The following is a 17,674-nucleotide window of genomic DNA, read 5'->3' on the forward strand; positions in this document are numbered from 1 at the left end:
ATACAGAGAATCCCCCCTGCCTGATATTTAGCCTTGCCCACAAAAAACAGTACGGCTTCAGATAATAAAGCCGTACTGTTAGCAAAATATTTTATTTGCCCTGTTAGCCTTACCAACGGCGGGTGGCGGTCAGCAAGACGGCCCGCCTTTCACCGGCAACGCCATACGTGCTGTAGGCATAGGTTTGATACTGTTTGTCGAATACATTGCGGACATTGAGCGCATAGCGCCAGCCGTCCGTTGCGTACCGGAGCTGGGCATCGGCCACGACCGCGCCGCCCAGTCGGACCGTGTTGGCGGAAAAGTAGGTCGGACCAATATACCGCACGCCGGCTCCGATTCCCAGGCCGTTAAGCTTTGCTCCCGGCACGGCATAGTCGGCCCATAATGCGGCGCTCTGGCGGGGCACGCCGGTGGTGCGCAGGCCTATTTCCGCAGCCGTATTGCTTTTGGTGGTTTTGGCGTTGAGCAACGTGTAGGAAGCTGTGAGATTCAGGTTTTTCAAGGCTACATTGGCTTCCAGTTCCAGGCCTTTGGCAGTGACTTCACCGGTTTGTACATTATAAGACTCAGTTTCAGTATTTAACGGGTCTGCGGTCAAAACATGCTGCCTGCGCAAATCGAAGACCGCCGCCGTAAAGCGGGCATTCCTATTTTGCGGTTCATACTGTACGCCCACTTCATATTGCCGGCCTGTAGTCGGTTTAAAAGGATTTTTATTCCGGTCGGTGCCTGACTGGGGCTGAAAGGATTCGGAATAGCTGATATAGGGCGACAGCTCGCTGGTGGCATGATAGACCAGGCCGGCCCGGCCGGTAAAGGCATCCTGGTCAATAATGGTTTTATCTCCGGTCTGGGGATTGACGCCGTTCAACTGATACCAGTCCTGGCGGCCGCTTACGGTCGCCACCCACTTGCCGCCGAATTTCATCTGATCCTGCAGATAAACCCCCGTTTGTTTGGCCTTGGCTTTATAGACAACCGGCGCATACACCGCAGTAACCGAACCGGTGTAATTTAAATCGTAAATGTCCAGATCGGTGATCGCCCATTCGACATAGCGATTGGTCCAGTCGGCATGACGGTAATCAACCCCCGCCAGCGTAATATGCTCTACTGCTCCGCCCGCCCATTTGGCCTCGCCGTAAGTGTCAAACGTATAGGCAGCCAGCGTTTCATCATAAATGTAAGCACTGCGTTTCAGCGTCCGTCTGTCTGCCTGCAGCGTACTCCCCGTCATATTGTACCGCATGTCCACCTCGCCATAGCGGAAATTCTGATGCAGTGTCCAGACATTATTGACCTTGTGGTCCAGCAGATAACCGAAATAGTATTGCTCCCGTTCGTAACCGCCCCAACCAGGTTCATCCAGATTTAGCTTTTCCGAAAATCCGTACAGGCTGTGGTTCGGGTAATATACCCTAAGCGCCTGACCGCTGCCGGCCAGCCGATCCTTTAAATAATGGGCCTGCAAGGTGATATTAGTGTCCTTATCCGGTTGCCAGCCGAGGGAAGGCGCAATAAACGTCCGTTTCAACCGGCTGTCGTCAGCCGGCAAATCCCGGTCCCTGGCGAGAGCGGTCAGCCGGAAGGTGAACTTTTCCTGCCCGTCAGCCTGGCCGCCAATATCAATGGCGGCACTTTTAAAGCTATCGGTGCCGCCCTGAAGCCGGACTTCCCTGATCGTTTGGGAGGTCGGCCGCTTGGTCGCCATATTGAACAGCCCGCCGGGAGAACTGCCGCCATAGGTGACAGAGGCCGGTCCCTTGACAATACCCACCTGCTCCATCCCGTAGGTTTCAAAGTCCCACACCCCGAAATTGCCGTTGCCAAACAGCTGCAGGCCATCGACAGTAGTGTTGCTGTTGCCGACACGGAAGCCCCGGACATAACTCCAGTTCCAGCGAGTGTCATTGCCGTAAATATTGGCGTGGACCCCGGCGCTGTATTCCACGGCCTGGGCCAGGTCAAGGACGCCGCGTGTATCCAGCTGCTCGCGGGTGACAAGGCTGATCGACTGGGGCGTATCCCTCAGTGCCGTATCGGTTTTGGTGCCGGCGCTGCTGCGCCTGGCTACCCAGGCCTCACGTTCACTCTCTTTCCTGGCGGTAACCTCCACGCCCTCCAGCTTGAATTCCCGCTGCCCGCCGGCATCGGCCTGCTCCTCCGCCTGGTTTTGCTCTGCCACCGGCGCTTCTGCCCCATAAACCGCAGCCGGCCACTGCCACAACAGGCTGCCGCTCAACAGGGCGTAGGCCAGCCGTTTCCTCTGCGGTGAAATTCGCTGCTTCATTTGTCAATTCCTTCCTTTATCTGGTTCATGTATCAGGAAAACATAAGTGCAACAATGTTGATAATGGAATTCATTATCAATAAAAATATAATTTCAGACCTTCAACTTCTTTTTTCCTGGCTGACTAATACGGAGCATCCGTCTTTTACTTAGTGTTACAGGTACCTTGTGGCTCATTATAGCAACGATTTTTTAGCAGCGTCAATTGTCCCCCGTGGTTATTCACTGGCGGTTAAGACAGTCCAAAATCAATGATAATTGATAATGTTTATCATGTGTTGACGGTAATTAACCAAGTGATTATTTCGTAAAAACGGAGGTTTTTTAGATGAATGTGGATTGTTTTAGCTATTGTATACCTGGCGGCCTATCCCTATAATTAGTAATTAAAGAGTGAAAAAAAGCGGCAGCCGGCTGCTATACCAAAAAGGATGCGGACAGCAATGAGCATAAACCAAACGCAATTAAACAGCGCCGGTCTGGCGGCCAGGCTGGGGTACCATCAGGCAAATGCCAGTGGTGGTTTGATCTATTCTCTCTCCACACAACACCCCGGGATATACAGCTGGCTCAGGGATATGACTCCCGCCGCCGGTTTGCTGGCCACCACAACCTATGCCCAGCTAGCGGAAACCATTACCCTGATTTACACACTGCCGCAGCCCTGGCTGTATTTGCTTTCCCTCGACAGCGGCGCTATAACCATCCATGAAAATGGCAAAAAAGCCCGGCGCCTGCAGCGGGGCATTCACTTGCTTGTCTATAGGGAAAAAGCTGTTAGGATGATGTTTCAGCCTGCTGAGCGGCTGATATATACAGCGATCGCGGTTAGCGGGGAGTTTCTTGCCACCTATTTCAACAGCCATCCGCTGGAGCGCCCATTTACAGTACAAGATGCCGCCGCCCGCTGGGAAAAATGGCATTATGATGCGCCTGATATTCAACTGGTTTTCCAACAGCTGAAAGCGGCGGTACGCAACGGCAAGCTTTCCCCCATGTATTATGAAAGTAAGATTATTGAAATCCTGGCCTTGATCCGGCGTAATGTCCAGGACGATTACTCCTGGAAAAGGCATCAGAAAAGCGAACGCAAAAGCCATGTCACTTATCAAAACTTTATCTATCTGGAACGCGTCAAAGCTGAGCTTGATAAAAATATCCTCCAGGTGCCCACCCTCGATCAGCTGGCGCTTGTCGCCGGTATGAGCGTACCCAAGCTTTACCGTTGTTTTAAGGAGCAGTATAAGATGACTATCGCCGGTTATGTACGCCGGGAAAAAATGAAATATGCCATGAGCCTGTTATGGCATGATGAGCTGAGCATCCAAAACATCGCCGTCAAGGTAGGCTATGAAAACTCCAGCAAATTTTCCGCCGCTTTTAAACGGGTTCACGGCTTTCCGCCGCGGCATTTCCGCCAATCATTCGGGTTGTAAGACTGTGTGATGTTATCAGAGCTCTTTTAACAAAAGCTTAATATGAGCATAACACTTTTTAACAGCAACTATGTCATGATAGATTCGAAATATATAGTAACGAAATAATCCTATTGCCAGTGCTGCCCCTCTTGAGGAGCAGCACTGGCAATAGGCGAAATATGTCTAGACGTCTATAACGCTATTGTGAAGCCTTTATTTGGCGTTACCGGACTGTGAGAGGAAGGTTACTATGATCGATAAGGAAAGTGGCATACCTTATTACCGGCAATTGATGGATTTCGTGCAAAAACAGATTGATTCCGGTTTATTGCAAGAAGGGCAGCAGCTGCCCGCAGAGACGGAAATGAGCGAGACATTTCAGGTTAACCGACATACGATAAGACAGGCAGTCAATGAGCTTTGCCTCGTAGGGGTGCTTTATAAGCTACGGGGGAAAGGTACTTTTGTGGCTAAAGCGCCACTTGACAGTATCGAATATCAACTGAGCGCTAAAAACCGTTTCGCAGAAAACATTACCAAACTGGGAGGCGTACCGGACACTAGAATTCTGCATCCGGTAGAAATGCCTGCGCCTGAGAAGGTTAGGGAATTACTAAAACTCAATTTCGATGATACGGTTTATTGTTATTATATACAGCGGTTTGTCAACAATCGTCCTTTTCTGGTGGGGCAATCGTTTCTTCCTGCCAAGTACTTCCCCCATGCGCTGGAATATTTGCAGACAATTCAATCCATGTCATGCTTCTATGAAAAATATAACATAACGTACAAGCGGGTGAAGTCTACAGTACGGGCGACTTTTCCCAGCCAAGAGGAAGCCATGCTGCTTGGAATTCCGAATAATATGCCGGTATTAAAGGTTGAAAGCCTGTTAAAATCCCAGGATGATGTCCTAATTGATTATGGCGTTTCCTGTTACCGCGGCGACCTGGCAAAACTCAGCTTAGCCTGGTAACAATTCCCTTCCCTCTGTTTTTTAACAAAGTCATAACATGTTCATAACATGTTATTCCCGTAACTGTGTCATAATGAATAACAGATACAGTCCTGCCAATATTTATTAATTGAATAGAGCCACATTAAGTGCCGTTCTCTGATGAGAACGGCACTTGCAATATAGAGATACCGTCTAGACGTCTAGAAGTCGCTTGCGGCTTGTGAACTTTACAGAAAGAAGAAAATTCCAGGATGCATCCTGATTGAATAAAATGTCGTTTATTACCGCGGTTGCCTGAAAAAAATTAAAATATCTAGCAAAACGCTGTAAGGAGATGAAAGGCCATGAAAAACAAAAAGGACGGCTTTCTGCTTGGGGTCAGTGTATTATTAGCGGCGATGCTCTGGCTTGGCGGCTGCTCAACCGGTACGCAGAATGCCGCACAACCGGCACAGGCAGTAAAAGTGCTGCGGGTTGGAGCGATTCCATCTGAAGATTCACAGAAAACGCGCGAGGCATATAATCTGTTTATCAGTTATCTGGAGAAAAAGACGGGGATGACGGTTGAATTATTTGTGGCTACCGATTATTCGGGCGTAGTCGAAGCAATGCGCTCCGGCAAACTGGACATTGCGTATTTTGGCCCATTTTCGTATGTGCTGGCTGCCGATAAAGCCAATGCGGAAGCTTTTGCCCAGGAAAAACGCGCAGGGGCCGGTACGTCGTATAAAAGCCTCATCGTGGCCAATCCGGAAGCGGGAATTAACAGCCTTGCCGACTTAAAAGGACATAGCTTTGCTTTTGTTGACCCGGCTTCCACTTCCGGCAACTTAGTCCCCCGGTCGATTATGAAAAGCCAAGGAATAAGTCCGGAACAGGACTTTAAGAGCATCATCTATGCCGGTGGGCATGACGCGGCGGTATTAGCTCTGAAGAATCGCAAGGTGGATGCCGTTGCTGTTGGTGATGACGTCTATGACAGAATGAAAGCAACCGGTCTTATTTCCGGCAAAGACGCGAAAATTATCTGGACGTCAGATCCCATTCCCAATTCACCTTGGTCGTGGCGTAAAGATCTGCCGTCAGAGCTAAAGGCGAAAATCAAAACTGCTTTTCTGAATGTGGACAAGGAAGATCCGGGGGCTCTGAGCGCTCTGAGCGCCCTCAGCAAAAAGGTGGAAAGTTTTGTTGAAACCAATGATGCCAATTATAACATTATCCGGGATACGGCTAAAATTCTTGACCTGGATTTATCCAAACAATAGGGGGTACAGGAGCCGCAACTTTATGTGGCGGCTCCTTTCCCGCCGGATTTTATTAAGGAGGCTGACGATGATCATAATTAAAGGCTTGCATAAGGAATATGGCAAAGGGACAAAAGCGCTTACTGCTATTGAGCTTGAAATCCCACAGGGGCAGTTTGTTGTACTGCTCGGTCCGAGCGGCGCCGGCAAATCCACGCTGCTGCGCTGCATCAACGGGTTGGTAAAACCTACTGCCGGTGAAATTTTTGTACAGGGAGAGCCGGTACATGATTTGCGGAAACTGGAAAGCATCCGTCGTAAAGTCGGTATGGTTTTTCAGCAGTTCAACTTGGTGAAACGCCTGACTGTCATCGAAAATGTGCTTTGCGGCCGATTGGCGCACACCAATGTCTGGGCAAGCTGCCTGAAGCTTTTCCCGGAGCAGGATATTGCTTTGGCTTTGCATTGCCTCGAACGGGTAGGGCTGGAGCACAGAGCTTATCAACGGGCCGATCAGCTAAGCGGCGGCCAGCAGCAGCGGGTGGGCATCGCGCGGGCATTGGCTCAGTGCCCGAATATTATCTTAGCTGATGAGCCGGTGGCCAGTCTTGATCCCCAATCTGCGGAACGGGTGATGACGGCATTACAGTCTATCAGGGAGCAGGATCATATCACTGTTGTCGTCAGCCTGCATAATGTCGAACTGGCAACCCGCTATGCTGAAAGGCTTATCGGCATTAAGGACGGCGTCGTCGTTATCGATAAGCCGGCCAAGATGCTGACAGCCGGCGACATTGAACGTATCTATGGTCCTGCGAGTGATGCTGTGGCAGAAGAGTTTGATTGTACATGTAAGCAGGTGACTTATGCCCACGCGTAAACCGACCTGCTTTTCTATCAGGCCGCCGGTGCCGTGGAGTTCTGATGTCAGGGTAACCCTGAAACGATTGGCGCTGCTGGTTTTTCTTGCCATTGTTTATGTCTGGAGCGCTGACGGTACCAACCTTAGTATTGCGGAGCTGGTTACAGGGTTGCCGCAATTGGCTGACATTATTGGGCGAATGCTGCCACCGAATTTTGAAATTTTACCACGGCTGGTCAAGCCGACGATCGAGACCCTTCAGATTTCGATTTGGGGTACAACCCTGGCCATAGTTTTTACCATTCCTTTTGGGTTGCTTGCGGCCCGAAACATTTCACCGAATCCTTACCTGTATAATTTTGGCCGCTTTGTTCTTAATGCTGCGCGGTCAATATCAGAGCTGATTTTTGCCCTCGTTTTTGTGGCCGCGGTTGGTCTTGGACCCTTTCCCGGGGTATTGGCCCTGGCTTTTCATTCCGTAGGCATGCTGGGTAAGTTTTTAGCGGATTCAATCGAAAACATTGATTCCGGTCCGGTCGAGGCGCTGCTTGCCACCGGCGCCAACAAATGGCAGGTCATTGCCTATGCCATAGTGCCGCAGGTGTTACCTGAGTTTATCACACTTTGTCTCTACCGGTGGGAGCTTAATTTCCGGTCGGCCACCATCCTGGGAATCGTGGGGGCAGGCGGCATTGGTTTTGAACTGGTAACCAGTATGCGGCTCTTTATGTACCCGGATATGACAATGATCCTGATTGTTGTGTTGGCAATGGTAACTGCCGTTGATTATATATCTTCCTATGTTCGATCGAGAATACTGTGATTCGGGGTGGAAAAATGGAGTTTAGAGAGGTACTGGCGGAAGGGGCTCTTGCTGTGTGGGAAGATTTGGCCGAAATGATTGCCGCCAGATATGAAGTAAAAGTATTACAGGAGCCGGAAACCTGTATGACGATGATGCAGGCCATTGACAGTGTCGGACATACGCCTTTTTATGTGGGAGAAGTCCTCATGACCGAGGCTGTTGTCAGCATTAACGGCGCCGCAGGGTTCGGGTTTGTCCTCGAAGACGAGCCGGTGCGGGCGCTGTGTATGGCGATTATTGACGCCGCGTTAACGGCGCATATCGCGGAAGAAGCCGAAATTAGACGCGTGATTGCTGCCGAAAGACAAAGTGCCGTCGAACGTCAGCGCCGGGAGAAGGCGCTGGTTGCGGCAACCCGGGTGCGTTTCGCTATTATGGAGGGATAACAGTGATGGCGGTTGGTTTTGATAAAGTGTTTGATACGCAGCGCATTTACCGGCTGACGCTTGATGCGATGGCCAGACCCGGAAAAGTGAATGCTTTGCCGGCGCTCAGGTTAAACCCGCCGGCCGGTCTCAGTCAGGCCGCTGCTGCAGTCGCTTTGACGCTGCTTGACAGCGAAACCGGTTTCTGCGTACTGCCGTCCGACCAGGCCGTAAAGGATTATCTTATGATCCATACCGGGGCGGCTTTTTATCCGCTACATTCCGCCGAGTTTATCGTTATCAGCGGCAGGGAGAGCAACCCGCAGCTTGGCGAGGTGTGTTGCGGCACGCTGCTAGCGCCGGAAAAAGGGGCGACGCTGATTATGATGGTGGATAGCCTTGCCGGCACTGCTGGCGGTACGAAACTACGGCTCAGCGGCCCCGGAATCAAGGAGAGCTCCCTGCTGAATATCAGCGGGCTGGATCAGGAAAATCTTAAGATCATTGCGGAAATGAATCAGGAATATCCACTGGGCATTGATGTCATTTATGCCGACAATTCAGGCAATGTGGCTTGTGTTCCCAGATCCAGTTCACTGCGATGGGAGGTAGTGTCTTAATGGGTTATGTAGCCGTCTCCGGCGGTACGGAGGCAATCATAAATGCAGAAAAATTATCGGCCTATTTCCGGCTAAAAGGTAAATCACAGCCGCTGGCCGTGGAACAGATCCGTGACCAAATGCGGCTTGCAGTGGACAAAGTAATGGGCGAGGGGTCGCTGTACGCTCCCACTATCGCAGCGTTAGCGCTGAAGCAGGCGGAAGGGGATACTCTCGAGGCGTCATTTATCTTGCGGGCTTACCGGGCGACCCAGCCGCGGCGCTATGTTTCGCTGGCGGTGGACATTGCCGGCATGCAGGTGATCCGGAGAATATCGGGAGCTTTTCAGGATATTCCCGGCGGTCAGATTTTAGGACCGACGCGGGATTATACGCAGCGGTTGGTAGATTTTTCCCTGCTGACCGAAAAACAGGAAGAAATGGAGAAGCTTCTTGGCAGCATCGGTATCCAGACCATGCCGGAACAGCTGCCCGACACATTTCCCAAGGTCGTTGATTTGCTGCGCCGGGAAGGGCTGCTTGCCGCAGCGGAACCGAGCCAGGAAGTTTGTGATATTACCCGTCAGTCTTTACATTTTCCCAGTTGCCGTTCCGCCAAACTGCAGTCGCTGTGCCGCGGCGAAACGGGAGCCATGATGGCGCTGGCCTATAGCTGTGTCAGAGGCTTTGGTGATATTCATCCCTGTCTTGGTGAACTGCGGGTGGGCTATGTACCGCTGTTCATCAACCATCCCGGTTGTACGCAGCCGGTATATACCGGACGCGTGCTGGTAACGGAAGCGGAAATTATTGCCCAGTATAGTGAGGGGGATAAAAAAAATAAACCCCAGTTAACCTTAGGTTATGGCTTGTGCTTTGGCCATAATGAGTTGAAGGCTATGTCGATGGGGATATTGGACCGGTCTACCCGCAGCAAGGCGCCGGTGAAAGCGCCGGCGGAGGACGAGGAGTTCGTACTGTATCATATTGACGGGATTGAAGCCGCTGGTTTTGTGAATCACTGGAAATTGCCCCATTATGTTACCTTTCAGTCCACGCTTGACCGCTTACGCCGGTCGCAGGTGTTAAAGGAGGAAGCGGCAGATGCTGAACATCAGGCAGATTAACAAGCATTCCGGCTATAATTTTGCTTTTCTTGACGAGAATACCAAACGGGAAATTCGCCGTAAGACATTAAAGGCGGTAGCTATTCCCGGCTACCAGGTGCCTTTCGCCTCGCCCGAGCTCCCCATTGCCCGGGGCTGGGGCACAGGCGGTTTGCAGGTTACGATGTCAATCATCGGCAAAGATGACATATTGAAAGTCATTGATCAAGGCTGTGATGGTGGTGTCAACGCTGTCAACATCCGCAATCTGCTCACGAAAACCACCGGTGTCCAAACTACTTTTGACACCCGGGCGGCGACCATTGTCCAGACCCGTCACCGTGTTCCGGAAGAGCCACTGCGGGAGGATCAGATTCTGGTGCTCCAGGTACCTATCCCTGAGCCGTTGCGTTATGTGGAAGCAAGTACGGCCAAAGCGCAGGAAATGCACGCCGAAATGGACTACAGCCGGATGTGGGTGTTTCTCTACGAAAACATTGTTAAATGGGGCGAAATCACCATTGGCGCCCGTTACCCGTCGCTGGTCAATGGCCGCTATCTCATTGATCCCTCGCCGATTCCCCGTTGGGATGTGCCAAAATTGAATATGGCGGATACTCTGTTCCTGTTTGGCGCCGGCCGGGAAAAACGGATTTATGCCGTACCGCCGCATACCCGCGTCGAACCTATGGAATTCGAAGACCATCGCTTCCGTGTCGAAGATTTTACCGGCAGAGCTTGCCTGCGCTGCGGCTCTACCGCTACCTACATGAATGAGATACATGATGACGGCAGCGGCAAAAAACTGTATGTCTGCTCGGACAGCAGCTACTGTGATAAAGTCCGTGGCCGGAAGGAGGGGGCTTTGTATGGAGGCAGGTAAACAAATGGCTCTGACTGTCCGCGGCTTAGATAAGATCTATGGCGCCGGTTGTCCGCGGTGCTTTGATTTGACGGGACCGGCGTATGAAAGCAATATTTGTCCCGAATGCGGCACTCTTGTTGCCTGCCATGATATTTCGCTTGAACTTGAGCACGGAGAAATCCTCGGTGTCGTGGGCGAAAGCGGTTCGGGCAAGAGTACCCTGGTACGCTGCCTGTATTTTGATGAAGAAGCCTCTGGCGGTGAAAGCTACCTGGCTGCTTACCAGGACGGCCAGGTCAACCTGTTCACTGAGACCGCCCAGCGTAAACGGCACATTCGGAATCAGCTGATGGGTATGGTTTATCAGAATCCGCTGCTTGGCATTAAGCCGCACTTTACGGCAGGCGGCAATGTGGCTGAAAAATTACTGACTGCCGGCTTTAATAATTTTGCGGATATTCGCAGCCGGGCCGGAGCGCTTTTGTCCCACACCGAAGTGCCGCTGGCCAGGATGGATGATTTTCCGGCCCATTTTAGCGGCGGCATGCAGCAGCGGGTGCAAATTGCCAAAGCACTGGCCAACAATCCGCCGCTGTTATTTCTGGACGAAATCACCACCGGTCTGGATTTATCGGTGCAGGCCAGGGTGCTTGATCTAGTGAAAGAAATCCAGCGGGAACTGGATATTGCGATGCTGGTTGTCTCCCATGATTTAGGGGTTATCCGTATGCTGGCCGATCGTACGGCAGTGATGAAAAATGGCCGGATGGTGGAAATTGGGTTAACCGACCAGATTTTGGAGGACCCGCAACACCAGTATACTCAGCTTTTGGTTCATTCCATGCTATAAGGAGACGTGATGATGGGTGATACAATCCTGACGGTCAATGGACTGTCAAAAAATTTTATTCTGCACATGCTGAGAGGAGAAGTGCTCTACGGCTGCGGCAACATCAGCTTCAGCCTCAAAGCCGGTGAATTTATGGGCATTGCCGGACCCAGCGGGGCGGGAAAGTCGACAATTATAAAATGCATCTACCGTACCTACCTGCCTTCCGCGGGGCAGGTCATCTACCGCACGCAGGCAGGCGGGGAGACCGATCTGGCAGCCGCAGGTGAACGTGAAATCCTGCGCCTGCGCCACAGCGAAATTAGTTATGTCAGTCAGTTTCTCAAAGTTATTCCGCGGGTTTCCTCCGTCAATATTCTGGCGGAAGAACTGCGGCAGCGGGGGTGGAGCCCGGAAAAAGCCAGGGAACGTGCCTGCGAGTTTTTAGAGCGAATGAAGATTGCCCCGGAATTATGGGATGCTTTTCCTTCCACCTTCAGCGGCGGCCAGCAGCAGCGGATCAACCTGGCCCGGGCATTAATCACCGAGCCGCGGCTGTTATTGCTTGACGAGCCGACCGCTTCGCTTGATAGCGAGACGAAAAAAACAGTAGTGCAGGCGCTAATGGCGCTGAAGCAAAAAGGAACCAGTATCATCGGCATCTTCCACGATCTTGAGAGTATGAACCGTCTGGTAGACCGAGTGTTTACCATGCGGGCGGGACAGTGCAAATCGATTAAACGGATGCGGGAGGTAGTATGAGTACGGTATTGATAACGAATGGGCGATTGGTCATGCCGGACCGGGTCATTGCGAAGGGTGAACTGCTGCTTGAACAAGGAAAAATAAAATACGCCGGGCGGTGCAGCCATCATTACGGGCAGCCGGCGCCTTGCGTCATAGATGCTTGTGGCGGCTATATATTGCCGGGCTTTATTGATACGCACAGTGATGCCATCGAAAAGGAACTGGAGCCACGGCCGGGAGCCTATTTTTCTACCGAACTGGCATTTTGTGAACTGGAGAAAAAATTAGCCGGTCAGGGAATCACTACGATGTATCACTCTTTTTCCTTTGCCGGAGCAAAGCTGGGCGTGCGCCGGGATCAGGAAGCTGCCGACTGCATACGCCGCATTACGGCTATGGCTGCCGACTGTTCTCTTATTCGCAACAAAATTCATTTGCGTTGTGAGATTACTAACTTTAAGGTGGTAGATCTGATTCAGGAGCTTATGGGCGAGGGCGTTGTCGATTTATTGTCGTTTATGGATCATACCCCCGGACAGGGTCAATACCCTACTGTTGAAGATTATCGCCGTTATGCCGAGAAAACATATCATCTTAAAGGGGCGGATTTGGATGAAATTATCGCAGACAGGAAAGCAGGACAATTACAGGCCGATGCATGCGTAAAAAGGCTTAGTCCGGCAGCTTTGGCGGCTGGAGTGCCTTTGGCTTCGCATGATGATGATTCGGTTGAGAAAATTGCGTATTATTACGGGCAAGGGGTTACATTAAGCGAATTCCCGATCAATCTGGAGACCGCGGCAGCTGCCCGTCGGCGCGGTATGCATGTTAGTGTCGGCGCTCCTAACATTGTGCGGGGCGGTTCAACCGGCAAAGGAATGAGAGCCCTTGATGCGGTAGCTGCCGGGTATGCCAATATTCTTTGTTCCGACTATTATCCGCCAGCCATCTTACATGCGGTATTCCTCCTGGCTGAACGCACGGTAACCCTGGCGGAAGCGGTAGCCATGGCTACTGTTTTCCCGGCAAGAGCTTTAAAACTGGAGCATCTCGGCAGTCTGGAAGAAGGTAAAGCCGGTGACGTCATTGTCATTAAAAAACGCAATGAAACACCGGTTGTTACGAATACCGTGGTTAGCGGCGTGCCGGTTTATGGCATGAATTACCGTGGTGTTTTACCCGTCAATGACACCGAAGAACCGGCTTGTTAAGGAGGGAGACCGCTTTATGAATGTTCAGGGGATAGCGATTAATGCGGATGCTGCGGTTATTGACGGCAGTCTGGCGGTATTGCGCCGGGAGCTTGACTATTACCGTGAGCTGGGTTTTACGCACGTGGAAATGGCACCCCATGGCGTGGGCGCCGTTTATTGCGGACGCCTGGATAAAAACAGAGTCAAAGCAGTGCAGGAGCTGCTGGCTCAATACCCCTTCCGTTATACTGTACACGGGTCTAATCCGCTGAATTTGATGTCAGGTGATGCAGTGAACCGGCAAGGTTTTATTGCCAGTATGGAGTTTACCGCCGCCATTGGCGCTGAAATTATGGTCTATCATGCCGGCCGTTATCTGGCGGAAGAAAATTTTTTATTTACAGCTCAGACCAATCCAACTCCGTTTGAGAAGGCAGCGTTGTGGGAACAAGAATGCACCGGCCTGCAGGCAATGGGAGATATTGCCGCACAATACGGAATCATGGTGGCGGTGGAAAACGCCCGTCCGTATCTGAACGCTCCGAATTATTGCTATGCTGAATCACTGGAAGAATTGGGACAAATGGTTACAGCCGTAAATCGCAGTCAGGTGGGAATTACTCTTGATACCGGGCATGCGTACCTCGCTGCCTGCCATTATGGTTATGACCTTTTGGCAGGCATCTCACTGATTGCCCCTTATGTTCGCCATATCCATCTGCATGACAATTTTGGACGCTGCTGTGCGTCCTGGGAGAAGAAGCAATATGAACTGGCAGCTATGGGGCGTGGCGATATGCACATGCCGATCGGCTGGGGTACTGTACCTGCCGGCGAAATATTGGCCCGGTTGCCGCAGTATAACGGCAATATCACACTGGAAATGCGTCCGCGCTACCGCGAGCATTATCGTGAGGCGCTGGCCAACGCGCAGGCACTGGTTGAACTTTACACACAGAATGAATGCATAGCTGCTTCGGCAGAGCCTGTATGATGCTGGAACTCTAATTCGGTACCAAAAATTCTACTCATATTTCAACGCATCAATCGGATGTAAGCAAGAAGCCTTATACGCAGGATAATAGCCAAACCCGATGCCAACACTTGCCGAGAAGACAAAGGCTAGAATAATGGAGGTAGCGGTAAATAGCGGCGGGGCTTCGGTAAAGCTGGCCAACATATAGCCTGCAAATACTCCCAGCATAATTCCCAATATACCGCCAAGCATGGACAAGACAAATGCCTCCAGCAAAAACTGCAGTCGAATGTCTTTCGCTTTGGCCCCGGCAGCCATCCGGATTCCGATCTCCCGGGTACGCTCCGATACAGATACCAGCATGATATTCATAATGCCGATCCCACCCACCACCAGCGATATAAACGCGATCGAGCCGAGCAGCGTGGACATGATGGTCGTCGTCTTACGCCGCGCCTCCAGGAACTGGCTGATATTTCTTACGGCAAAATCATCGGCTTCTCCGGCTTTTATCCTATGCCGCTCGCGCAGCAAGGACTCTGTTTCATGCTGAATAAACCGCAGGGAGTTCATCGAAACGCCTTTAATGAAAATCATGCCGATACGCCCGGGTGTATTCCAGCGAACCAGCCTGCTTTGCGCCGCGGTTACAGGTACTAAGACAAAATCGTCCTGGTCCCGGCCCGTCGTGGTTTGTCCCTTGGCGGCAAACACGCCGACAACCGTAAACGGCACTTTATTGATTCGTATTGATTTGCCTAGCGGCTCTTCATTAAAAAAGAGCTTGTCGGCGATAGTCTGACCAACAATTACCACCTTGGCCGCCTGCCGTATATCACTGTCATTTAAGTCCCGGCCTTTGGCGACTGTCCGGTCCTGAACATTTGCGTAAGAGGCATTGCTGCCGATTACCGTCGTGCCCCAATTGGTATTGCCATAAATTAGTCTTACGGAAGTTTCGATAACAGGCGCAACTGCATCGATTCCTGATACTTCCCGTTCGATTGCTTCCGCATCAGCCAGCGTAAGATAGGGTATTCTTTCCAGCGAAGACATGGCAGAGCGATCAGGAAATACAATAATAAAATTACTGCCAAAAGAAGCGATCTGTTCGTCTATGCTTTTATTTGCGCCCTGGCCGACAGCGAATGCCGCGATCACAGCCGCCACCCCAATGATGATACCAAGTGCCGTCAGCATAGACCGCAGCTTGTTTCTATATAGAGCCCGTATGGCGATGCGGACTATCTCCCATGTGGAAATCATGACTGGCTCGACCTTTCATCGTTAATAATTCTGCCATCCTTGAAATGAATAATTCGCTTGGCATAAGCCGCCACATCCAGCTCATGGGTAACCAGAATGATGGTAATGCCCATTTCCCTGTTCAATTTTACAAATAGGGCCATGATTTCATCACTGGTTTTGGAATCGAGATTTCCCGTAGGCTCGTCCGCCATCAGTATCGGCGCTTTATTTACAATACCGCGGGCAATCGCGACCCGTTGCTGCTGACCGCCTGACAACTGTGCCGGCTCATGCTGCAGACGTTCAGATAATCCCACCAGTTCAAGCGCTTCTATCGCTCTTTTACGCCGTTCATTTTGCGGTATGCCCGCATATAAAAGTGGCAGTTCCACATTTTCCAGCGCGCTGGTTTTAGGCAGCAGATTAAAGCCCTGAAACACAAAGCCGATCTTCTGATTACGGATACTGGCCAGTGCATCAGAGTCAAGGCTGCTTGTGTTCTGCCCATCAAGCCAGTACTCGCCCGCAGTCGGTTTATCAAGGCACCCCAACACATTCATGGTGGTGGACTTGCCTGAGCCTGACGGACCCATCATCGCCAGAAACTCACCTTTGTCAACAGACAGGTTGATGCCATGCAGGATTTCCAGTTCTTCCTCATCCAGTTTAAAACTCTTACGGATATCTTTCAGCATAACGAACGGCATATCAGTTACCTTCTTTTTCCACAATGATTCCAGTAATCACCGCCTCACCTTCGTTCAGACCTGACAGGATTTCCGTATTCTGTCCGTCGGTAATCCCTTTTTCGACTTCCTTCTTAACAATCGTTTGCTTTTCCAGTGTATAAAGGGCAGGAATAGCCATGGCCGCTACCGGCGCCTGGCGGAACGAGCGCTGGTCAACTACCTCCGCATCAAGATCAACCGGTTTAAACCGGAACGCTGAATTTGGCACCGTCAGAATATTATCTTTCTGCTGCACAATCAAAGCTACATTGGCAGTCATACCGGGAAGCAATATTCCGTCATCATTAGACACGCCAACAATCACTGAATAGGTAACCACATTATTTTCCGTTTTAGGTGAAAGACGGATTTGTGTGACCGCACCGAAGAATTTTTTATCCCCATAGGCATCCACCGTAAATTCAGCCTGCTGCCCCTGGCTAATTCCGCCGATATCGGCTTCATCCACATTGACTTCAACCTGCATCTGCTTTAAATCTCTGGCGATTTTTGCAATGCTGGGAGTTGCATAGCTGGCTGCAACCGTCTGTCCCTGCTCGACCGTCTTCGACACAACAACACCGTCTACAGGCGAATAAATGTTGGTATATCCCAGATTGATTTTTGCCCGCATAAGCGCAGCCTCATATTGCTGAATTCGCGCTTCACCAGACGCCACCTGCGCTTTTGCGATGAGATAGGAGCTTTCGTCAGCATCGACTTCTGCTTTGGCAATCAGGTTCTTAGCTGCCAGCAGTTTTGTCCGGTCAAAATCTTTCCTGGCTTTGACAAGAAGGGCTTTATAATTCATCAGATCGGCTTTAGCGGCAAGCAAATTGGCTTCCGCCTGGGCAACCTCGGTTTGTTGCGTGGAAGAGTCGATCTGGGCAATAAGCTGGCCCTGTTTTACACTGCTATTATAATCAATGTATATTTTCGTTACCGTACCCGAGATTTGCGTTCCTACATCAACAGTTTCAACCGCGTCAAGCAAGCCTGTTGCCTGGATGACAGAACGGATGCTGCCCCGGGAGGCGTTTACCGTTTTATATTGTATCTCTTCGCCACTGAACCTTGCTGTCATATAATAGCCGCCGCCCAGTAAGACTAAAACTAAGCCGAATATCGCTTTTTTATATGGCAATATTCTTCTAACATTAAAATTCATTCATCGGCCTCCCCGTTGCCTCTCCGTTCAAGTTGTAAACCTGTATATTTCTACCAGGCGGAAACCGGTTTTTCGCTTGTACAGTTGCAAAATTCCCGACCAGCAGCGATTTCCAGATAATTACCAACGTATTAAGTTATTATAACAAACTGATTTTAAAGACGTCAACTGCCGGGGAAGAGGACTGGAGCAGGTTTAAGAGCAGGTTGA

The 17,674-nt window shown here is 50.9% G+C and carries 17 protein-coding genes; 13 read left to right on the forward strand and 4 right to left on the reverse strand.

The genetic code is table 11. The features are described from left to right. Positions 1-109: 109 nt before the first annotated feature. Positions 110-2,293 carry a TonB-dependent siderophore receptor gene (locus tag ACZ481_RS07000; RefSeq protein WP_464769447.1) on the reverse strand — a complete coding sequence of 728 codons (2,184 nt, stop codon included), beginning with the start codon at positions 2,291-2,293 and terminating at the stop codon, positions 110-112. A 443-nt stretch (positions 2,294-2,736) separates the two neighbouring features. On the opposite strand from ACZ481_RS07000, the gene ACZ481_RS07005 reads away from it, so the two are divergent. The 13 genes from ACZ481_RS07005 (at position 2,737) to ACZ481_RS07065 (ending at position 14,338) form a co-directional block, all read left to right on the forward strand. After that, positions 2,737-3,729, forward strand: coding sequence for a helix-turn-helix domain-containing protein (locus ACZ481_RS07005; protein WP_464769448.1), 993 nt, complete (start codon positions 2,737-2,739; stop codon positions 3,727-3,729). 232 nt (positions 3,730-3,961) lie between these two features. After that, positions 3,962-4,687, forward strand: a complete 726-nt coding sequence (locus tag ACZ481_RS07010) for a GntR family transcriptional regulator (protein WP_464769449.1) — start codon at positions 3,962-3,964, stop codon at positions 4,685-4,687. Positions 4,688-5,013: 326 nt separating this feature from the next. Beyond that, the gene (gene phnD / locus ACZ481_RS07015) at positions 5,014-5,934 is read left to right on the forward strand and encodes a phosphonate ABC transporter substrate-binding protein (RefSeq protein ID WP_464769450.1); all 921 of its coding nucleotides are present in this window, start codon (positions 5,014-5,016) and stop codon (positions 5,932-5,934) included. A 67-nt stretch (positions 5,935-6,001) separates the two neighbouring features. Next, the gene (gene phnC, locus ACZ481_RS07020; protein ID WP_464769451.1) at positions 6,002-6,793 is read left to right on the forward strand and encodes a phosphonate ABC transporter ATP-binding protein; all 792 of its coding nucleotides are present in this window, start codon (positions 6,002-6,004) and stop codon (positions 6,791-6,793) included. Further along, on the forward strand, positions 6,780-7,598 hold the full coding sequence (gene phnE / locus ACZ481_RS07025; RefSeq protein WP_464769452.1) for a phosphonate ABC transporter, permease protein PhnE: 819 nt from the start codon (positions 6,780-6,782) through the stop codon (positions 7,596-7,598). Before phnC ends, phnE begins: the two co-directional genes overlap by 14 nt. Positions 7,599-7,612: 14 nt before the next feature. Then, positions 7,613-8,026, forward strand: coding sequence for a phosphonate C-P lyase system protein PhnG (gene phnG, locus ACZ481_RS07030; protein ID WP_464769453.1), 414 nt, complete (start codon positions 7,613-7,615; stop codon positions 8,024-8,026). Between the two features lie 5 nt (positions 8,027-8,031). Then, entirely contained in the window at positions 8,032-8,625 is a 594-nt protein-coding gene (gene phnH / locus ACZ481_RS07035; RefSeq protein WP_464770591.1) for a phosphonate C-P lyase system protein PhnH, read from the forward strand. Beyond that, a complete protein-coding gene (locus ACZ481_RS07040; protein ID WP_464769454.1) occupies positions 8,625-9,731 on the forward strand; it encodes a carbon-phosphorus lyase complex subunit PhnI in 1,107 nt (368 codons plus the stop codon). The genes phnH and ACZ481_RS07040 overlap by 1 nt, the downstream gene beginning before the upstream one ends. Further along, on the forward strand, positions 9,709-10,593 hold the full coding sequence (locus tag ACZ481_RS07045; protein WP_464769455.1) for an alpha-D-ribose 1-methylphosphonate 5-phosphate C-P-lyase PhnJ: 885 nt from the start codon (positions 9,709-9,711) through the stop codon (positions 10,591-10,593). The genes ACZ481_RS07040 and ACZ481_RS07045 overlap by 23 nt, the downstream gene beginning before the upstream one ends. After that, complete coding sequence (locus ACZ481_RS07050) at positions 10,580-11,425, forward strand: ATP-binding cassette domain-containing protein (RefSeq protein WP_464769456.1); 846 nt, start codon at positions 10,580-10,582, stop codon at positions 11,423-11,425. The genes ACZ481_RS07045 and ACZ481_RS07050 overlap by 14 nt, the downstream gene beginning before the upstream one ends. 9 nt (positions 11,426-11,434) lie before the next feature. Further along, complete coding sequence (gene phnL / locus ACZ481_RS07055; protein ID WP_464769457.1) at positions 11,435-12,166, forward strand: phosphonate C-P lyase system protein PhnL; 732 nt, start codon at positions 11,435-11,437, stop codon at positions 12,164-12,166. Next, positions 12,163-13,362, forward strand: coding sequence for an alpha-D-ribose 1-methylphosphonate 5-triphosphate diphosphatase (locus ACZ481_RS07060; protein WP_464769458.1), 1,200 nt, complete (start codon positions 12,163-12,165; stop codon positions 13,360-13,362). The genes phnL and ACZ481_RS07060 overlap by 4 nt, the downstream gene beginning before the upstream one ends. A 16-nt stretch (positions 13,363-13,378) precedes the next feature. After that, positions 13,379-14,338: a sugar phosphate isomerase/epimerase family protein gene (locus ACZ481_RS07065; RefSeq protein WP_464769459.1), complete on the forward strand. Its 960-nt coding sequence runs from the start codon at positions 13,379-13,381 to the stop codon at positions 14,336-14,338. Positions 14,339-14,368: 30 nt separating this feature from the next. Here ACZ481_RS07065 and ACZ481_RS07070 read toward each other — a convergent pair whose 3' ends face one another. From ACZ481_RS07070 to ACZ481_RS07080, 3 genes are read right to left on the reverse strand one after another with little or no spacing between them, the layout of a single operon-like run. Beyond that, positions 14,369-15,586: an ABC transporter permease gene (locus tag ACZ481_RS07070; protein ID WP_464769460.1), complete on the reverse strand. Its 1,218-nt coding sequence runs from the start codon at positions 15,584-15,586 to the stop codon at positions 14,369-14,371. Beyond that, entirely contained in the window at positions 15,583-16,275 is a 693-nt protein-coding gene (locus ACZ481_RS07075) for an ABC transporter ATP-binding protein (protein WP_464769461.1), read from the reverse strand. The genes ACZ481_RS07070 and ACZ481_RS07075 overlap by 4 nt, the downstream gene beginning before the upstream one ends. Position 16,276: 1 nt before the next feature. Continuing rightward, positions 16,277-17,464: an efflux RND transporter periplasmic adaptor subunit gene (locus ACZ481_RS07080; RefSeq protein ID WP_464769462.1), complete on the reverse strand. Its 1,188-nt coding sequence runs from the start codon at positions 17,462-17,464 to the stop codon at positions 16,277-16,279. Positions 17,465-17,674 lie beyond the last annotated feature (210 nt).

It is taken from the genome of Sporomusa intestinalis (assembly GCF_055383785.1).

What these genes read in the sequence shown, in the direction of transcription:
- ACZ481_RS07045 (WP_464769455.1), top strand. Translation starts at nt 9,709, where the DNA reads ATGCTGAACATCAGGCAGATTAACAAGCATTCCGGCTATAATTTTGCT.
- ACZ481_RS07065 (WP_464769459.1), top strand. Translation starts at nt 13,379, where the DNA reads ATGAATGTTCAGGGGATAGCGATTAATGCGGATGCTGCGGTTATTGAC.
- ACZ481_RS07005 (WP_464769448.1), top strand. Translation starts at nt 2,737, where the DNA reads ATGAGCATAAACCAAACGCAATTAAACAGCGCCGGTCTGGCGGCCAGG.
- phnL (WP_464769457.1), top strand. Translation starts at nt 11,435, where the DNA reads ATGATGGGTGATACAATCCTGACGGTCAATGGACTGTCAAAAAATTTT.
- ACZ481_RS07050 (WP_464769456.1), top strand. Translation starts at nt 10,580, where the DNA reads ATGGAGGCAGGTAAACAAATGGCTCTGACTGTCCGCGGCTTAGATAAG.
- ACZ481_RS07040 (WP_464769454.1), top strand. Translation starts at nt 8,625, where the DNA reads ATGGGTTATGTAGCCGTCTCCGGCGGTACGGAGGCAATCATAAATGCA.
- phnC (WP_464769451.1), top strand. Translation starts at nt 6,002, where the DNA reads ATGATCATAATTAAAGGCTTGCATAAGGAATATGGCAAAGGGACAAAA.
- ACZ481_RS07060 (WP_464769458.1), top strand. Translation starts at nt 12,163, where the DNA reads ATGAGTACGGTATTGATAACGAATGGGCGATTGGTCATGCCGGACCGG.
- phnH (WP_464770591.1), top strand. Translation starts at nt 8,032, where the DNA reads ATGGCGGTTGGTTTTGATAAAGTGTTTGATACGCAGCGCATTTACCGG.
- ACZ481_RS07000 (WP_464769447.1), bottom strand. Translation starts at nt 2,293, where the DNA reads ATGAAGCAGCGAATTTCACCGCAGAGGAAACGGCTGGCCTACGCCCTG.
- ACZ481_RS07070 (WP_464769460.1), bottom strand. Translation starts at nt 15,586, where the DNA reads ATGATTTCCACATGGGAGATAGTCCGCATCGCCATACGGGCTCTATAT.
- phnD (WP_464769450.1), top strand. Translation starts at nt 5,014, where the DNA reads ATGAAAAACAAAAAGGACGGCTTTCTGCTTGGGGTCAGTGTATTATTA.
- phnE (WP_464769452.1), top strand. Translation starts at nt 6,780, where the DNA reads ATGCCCACGCGTAAACCGACCTGCTTTTCTATCAGGCCGCCGGTGCCG.
- ACZ481_RS07075 (WP_464769461.1), bottom strand. Translation starts at nt 16,275, where the DNA reads ATGCCGTTCGTTATGCTGAAAGATATCCGTAAGAGTTTTAAACTGGAT.
- ACZ481_RS07010 (WP_464769449.1), top strand. Translation starts at nt 3,962, where the DNA reads ATGATCGATAAGGAAAGTGGCATACCTTATTACCGGCAATTGATGGAT.
- ACZ481_RS07080 (WP_464769462.1), bottom strand. Translation starts at nt 17,464, where the DNA reads ATGAATTTTAATGTTAGAAGAATATTGCCATATAAAAAAGCGATATTC.
- phnG (WP_464769453.1), top strand. Translation starts at nt 7,613, where the DNA reads ATGGAGTTTAGAGAGGTACTGGCGGAAGGGGCTCTTGCTGTGTGGGAA.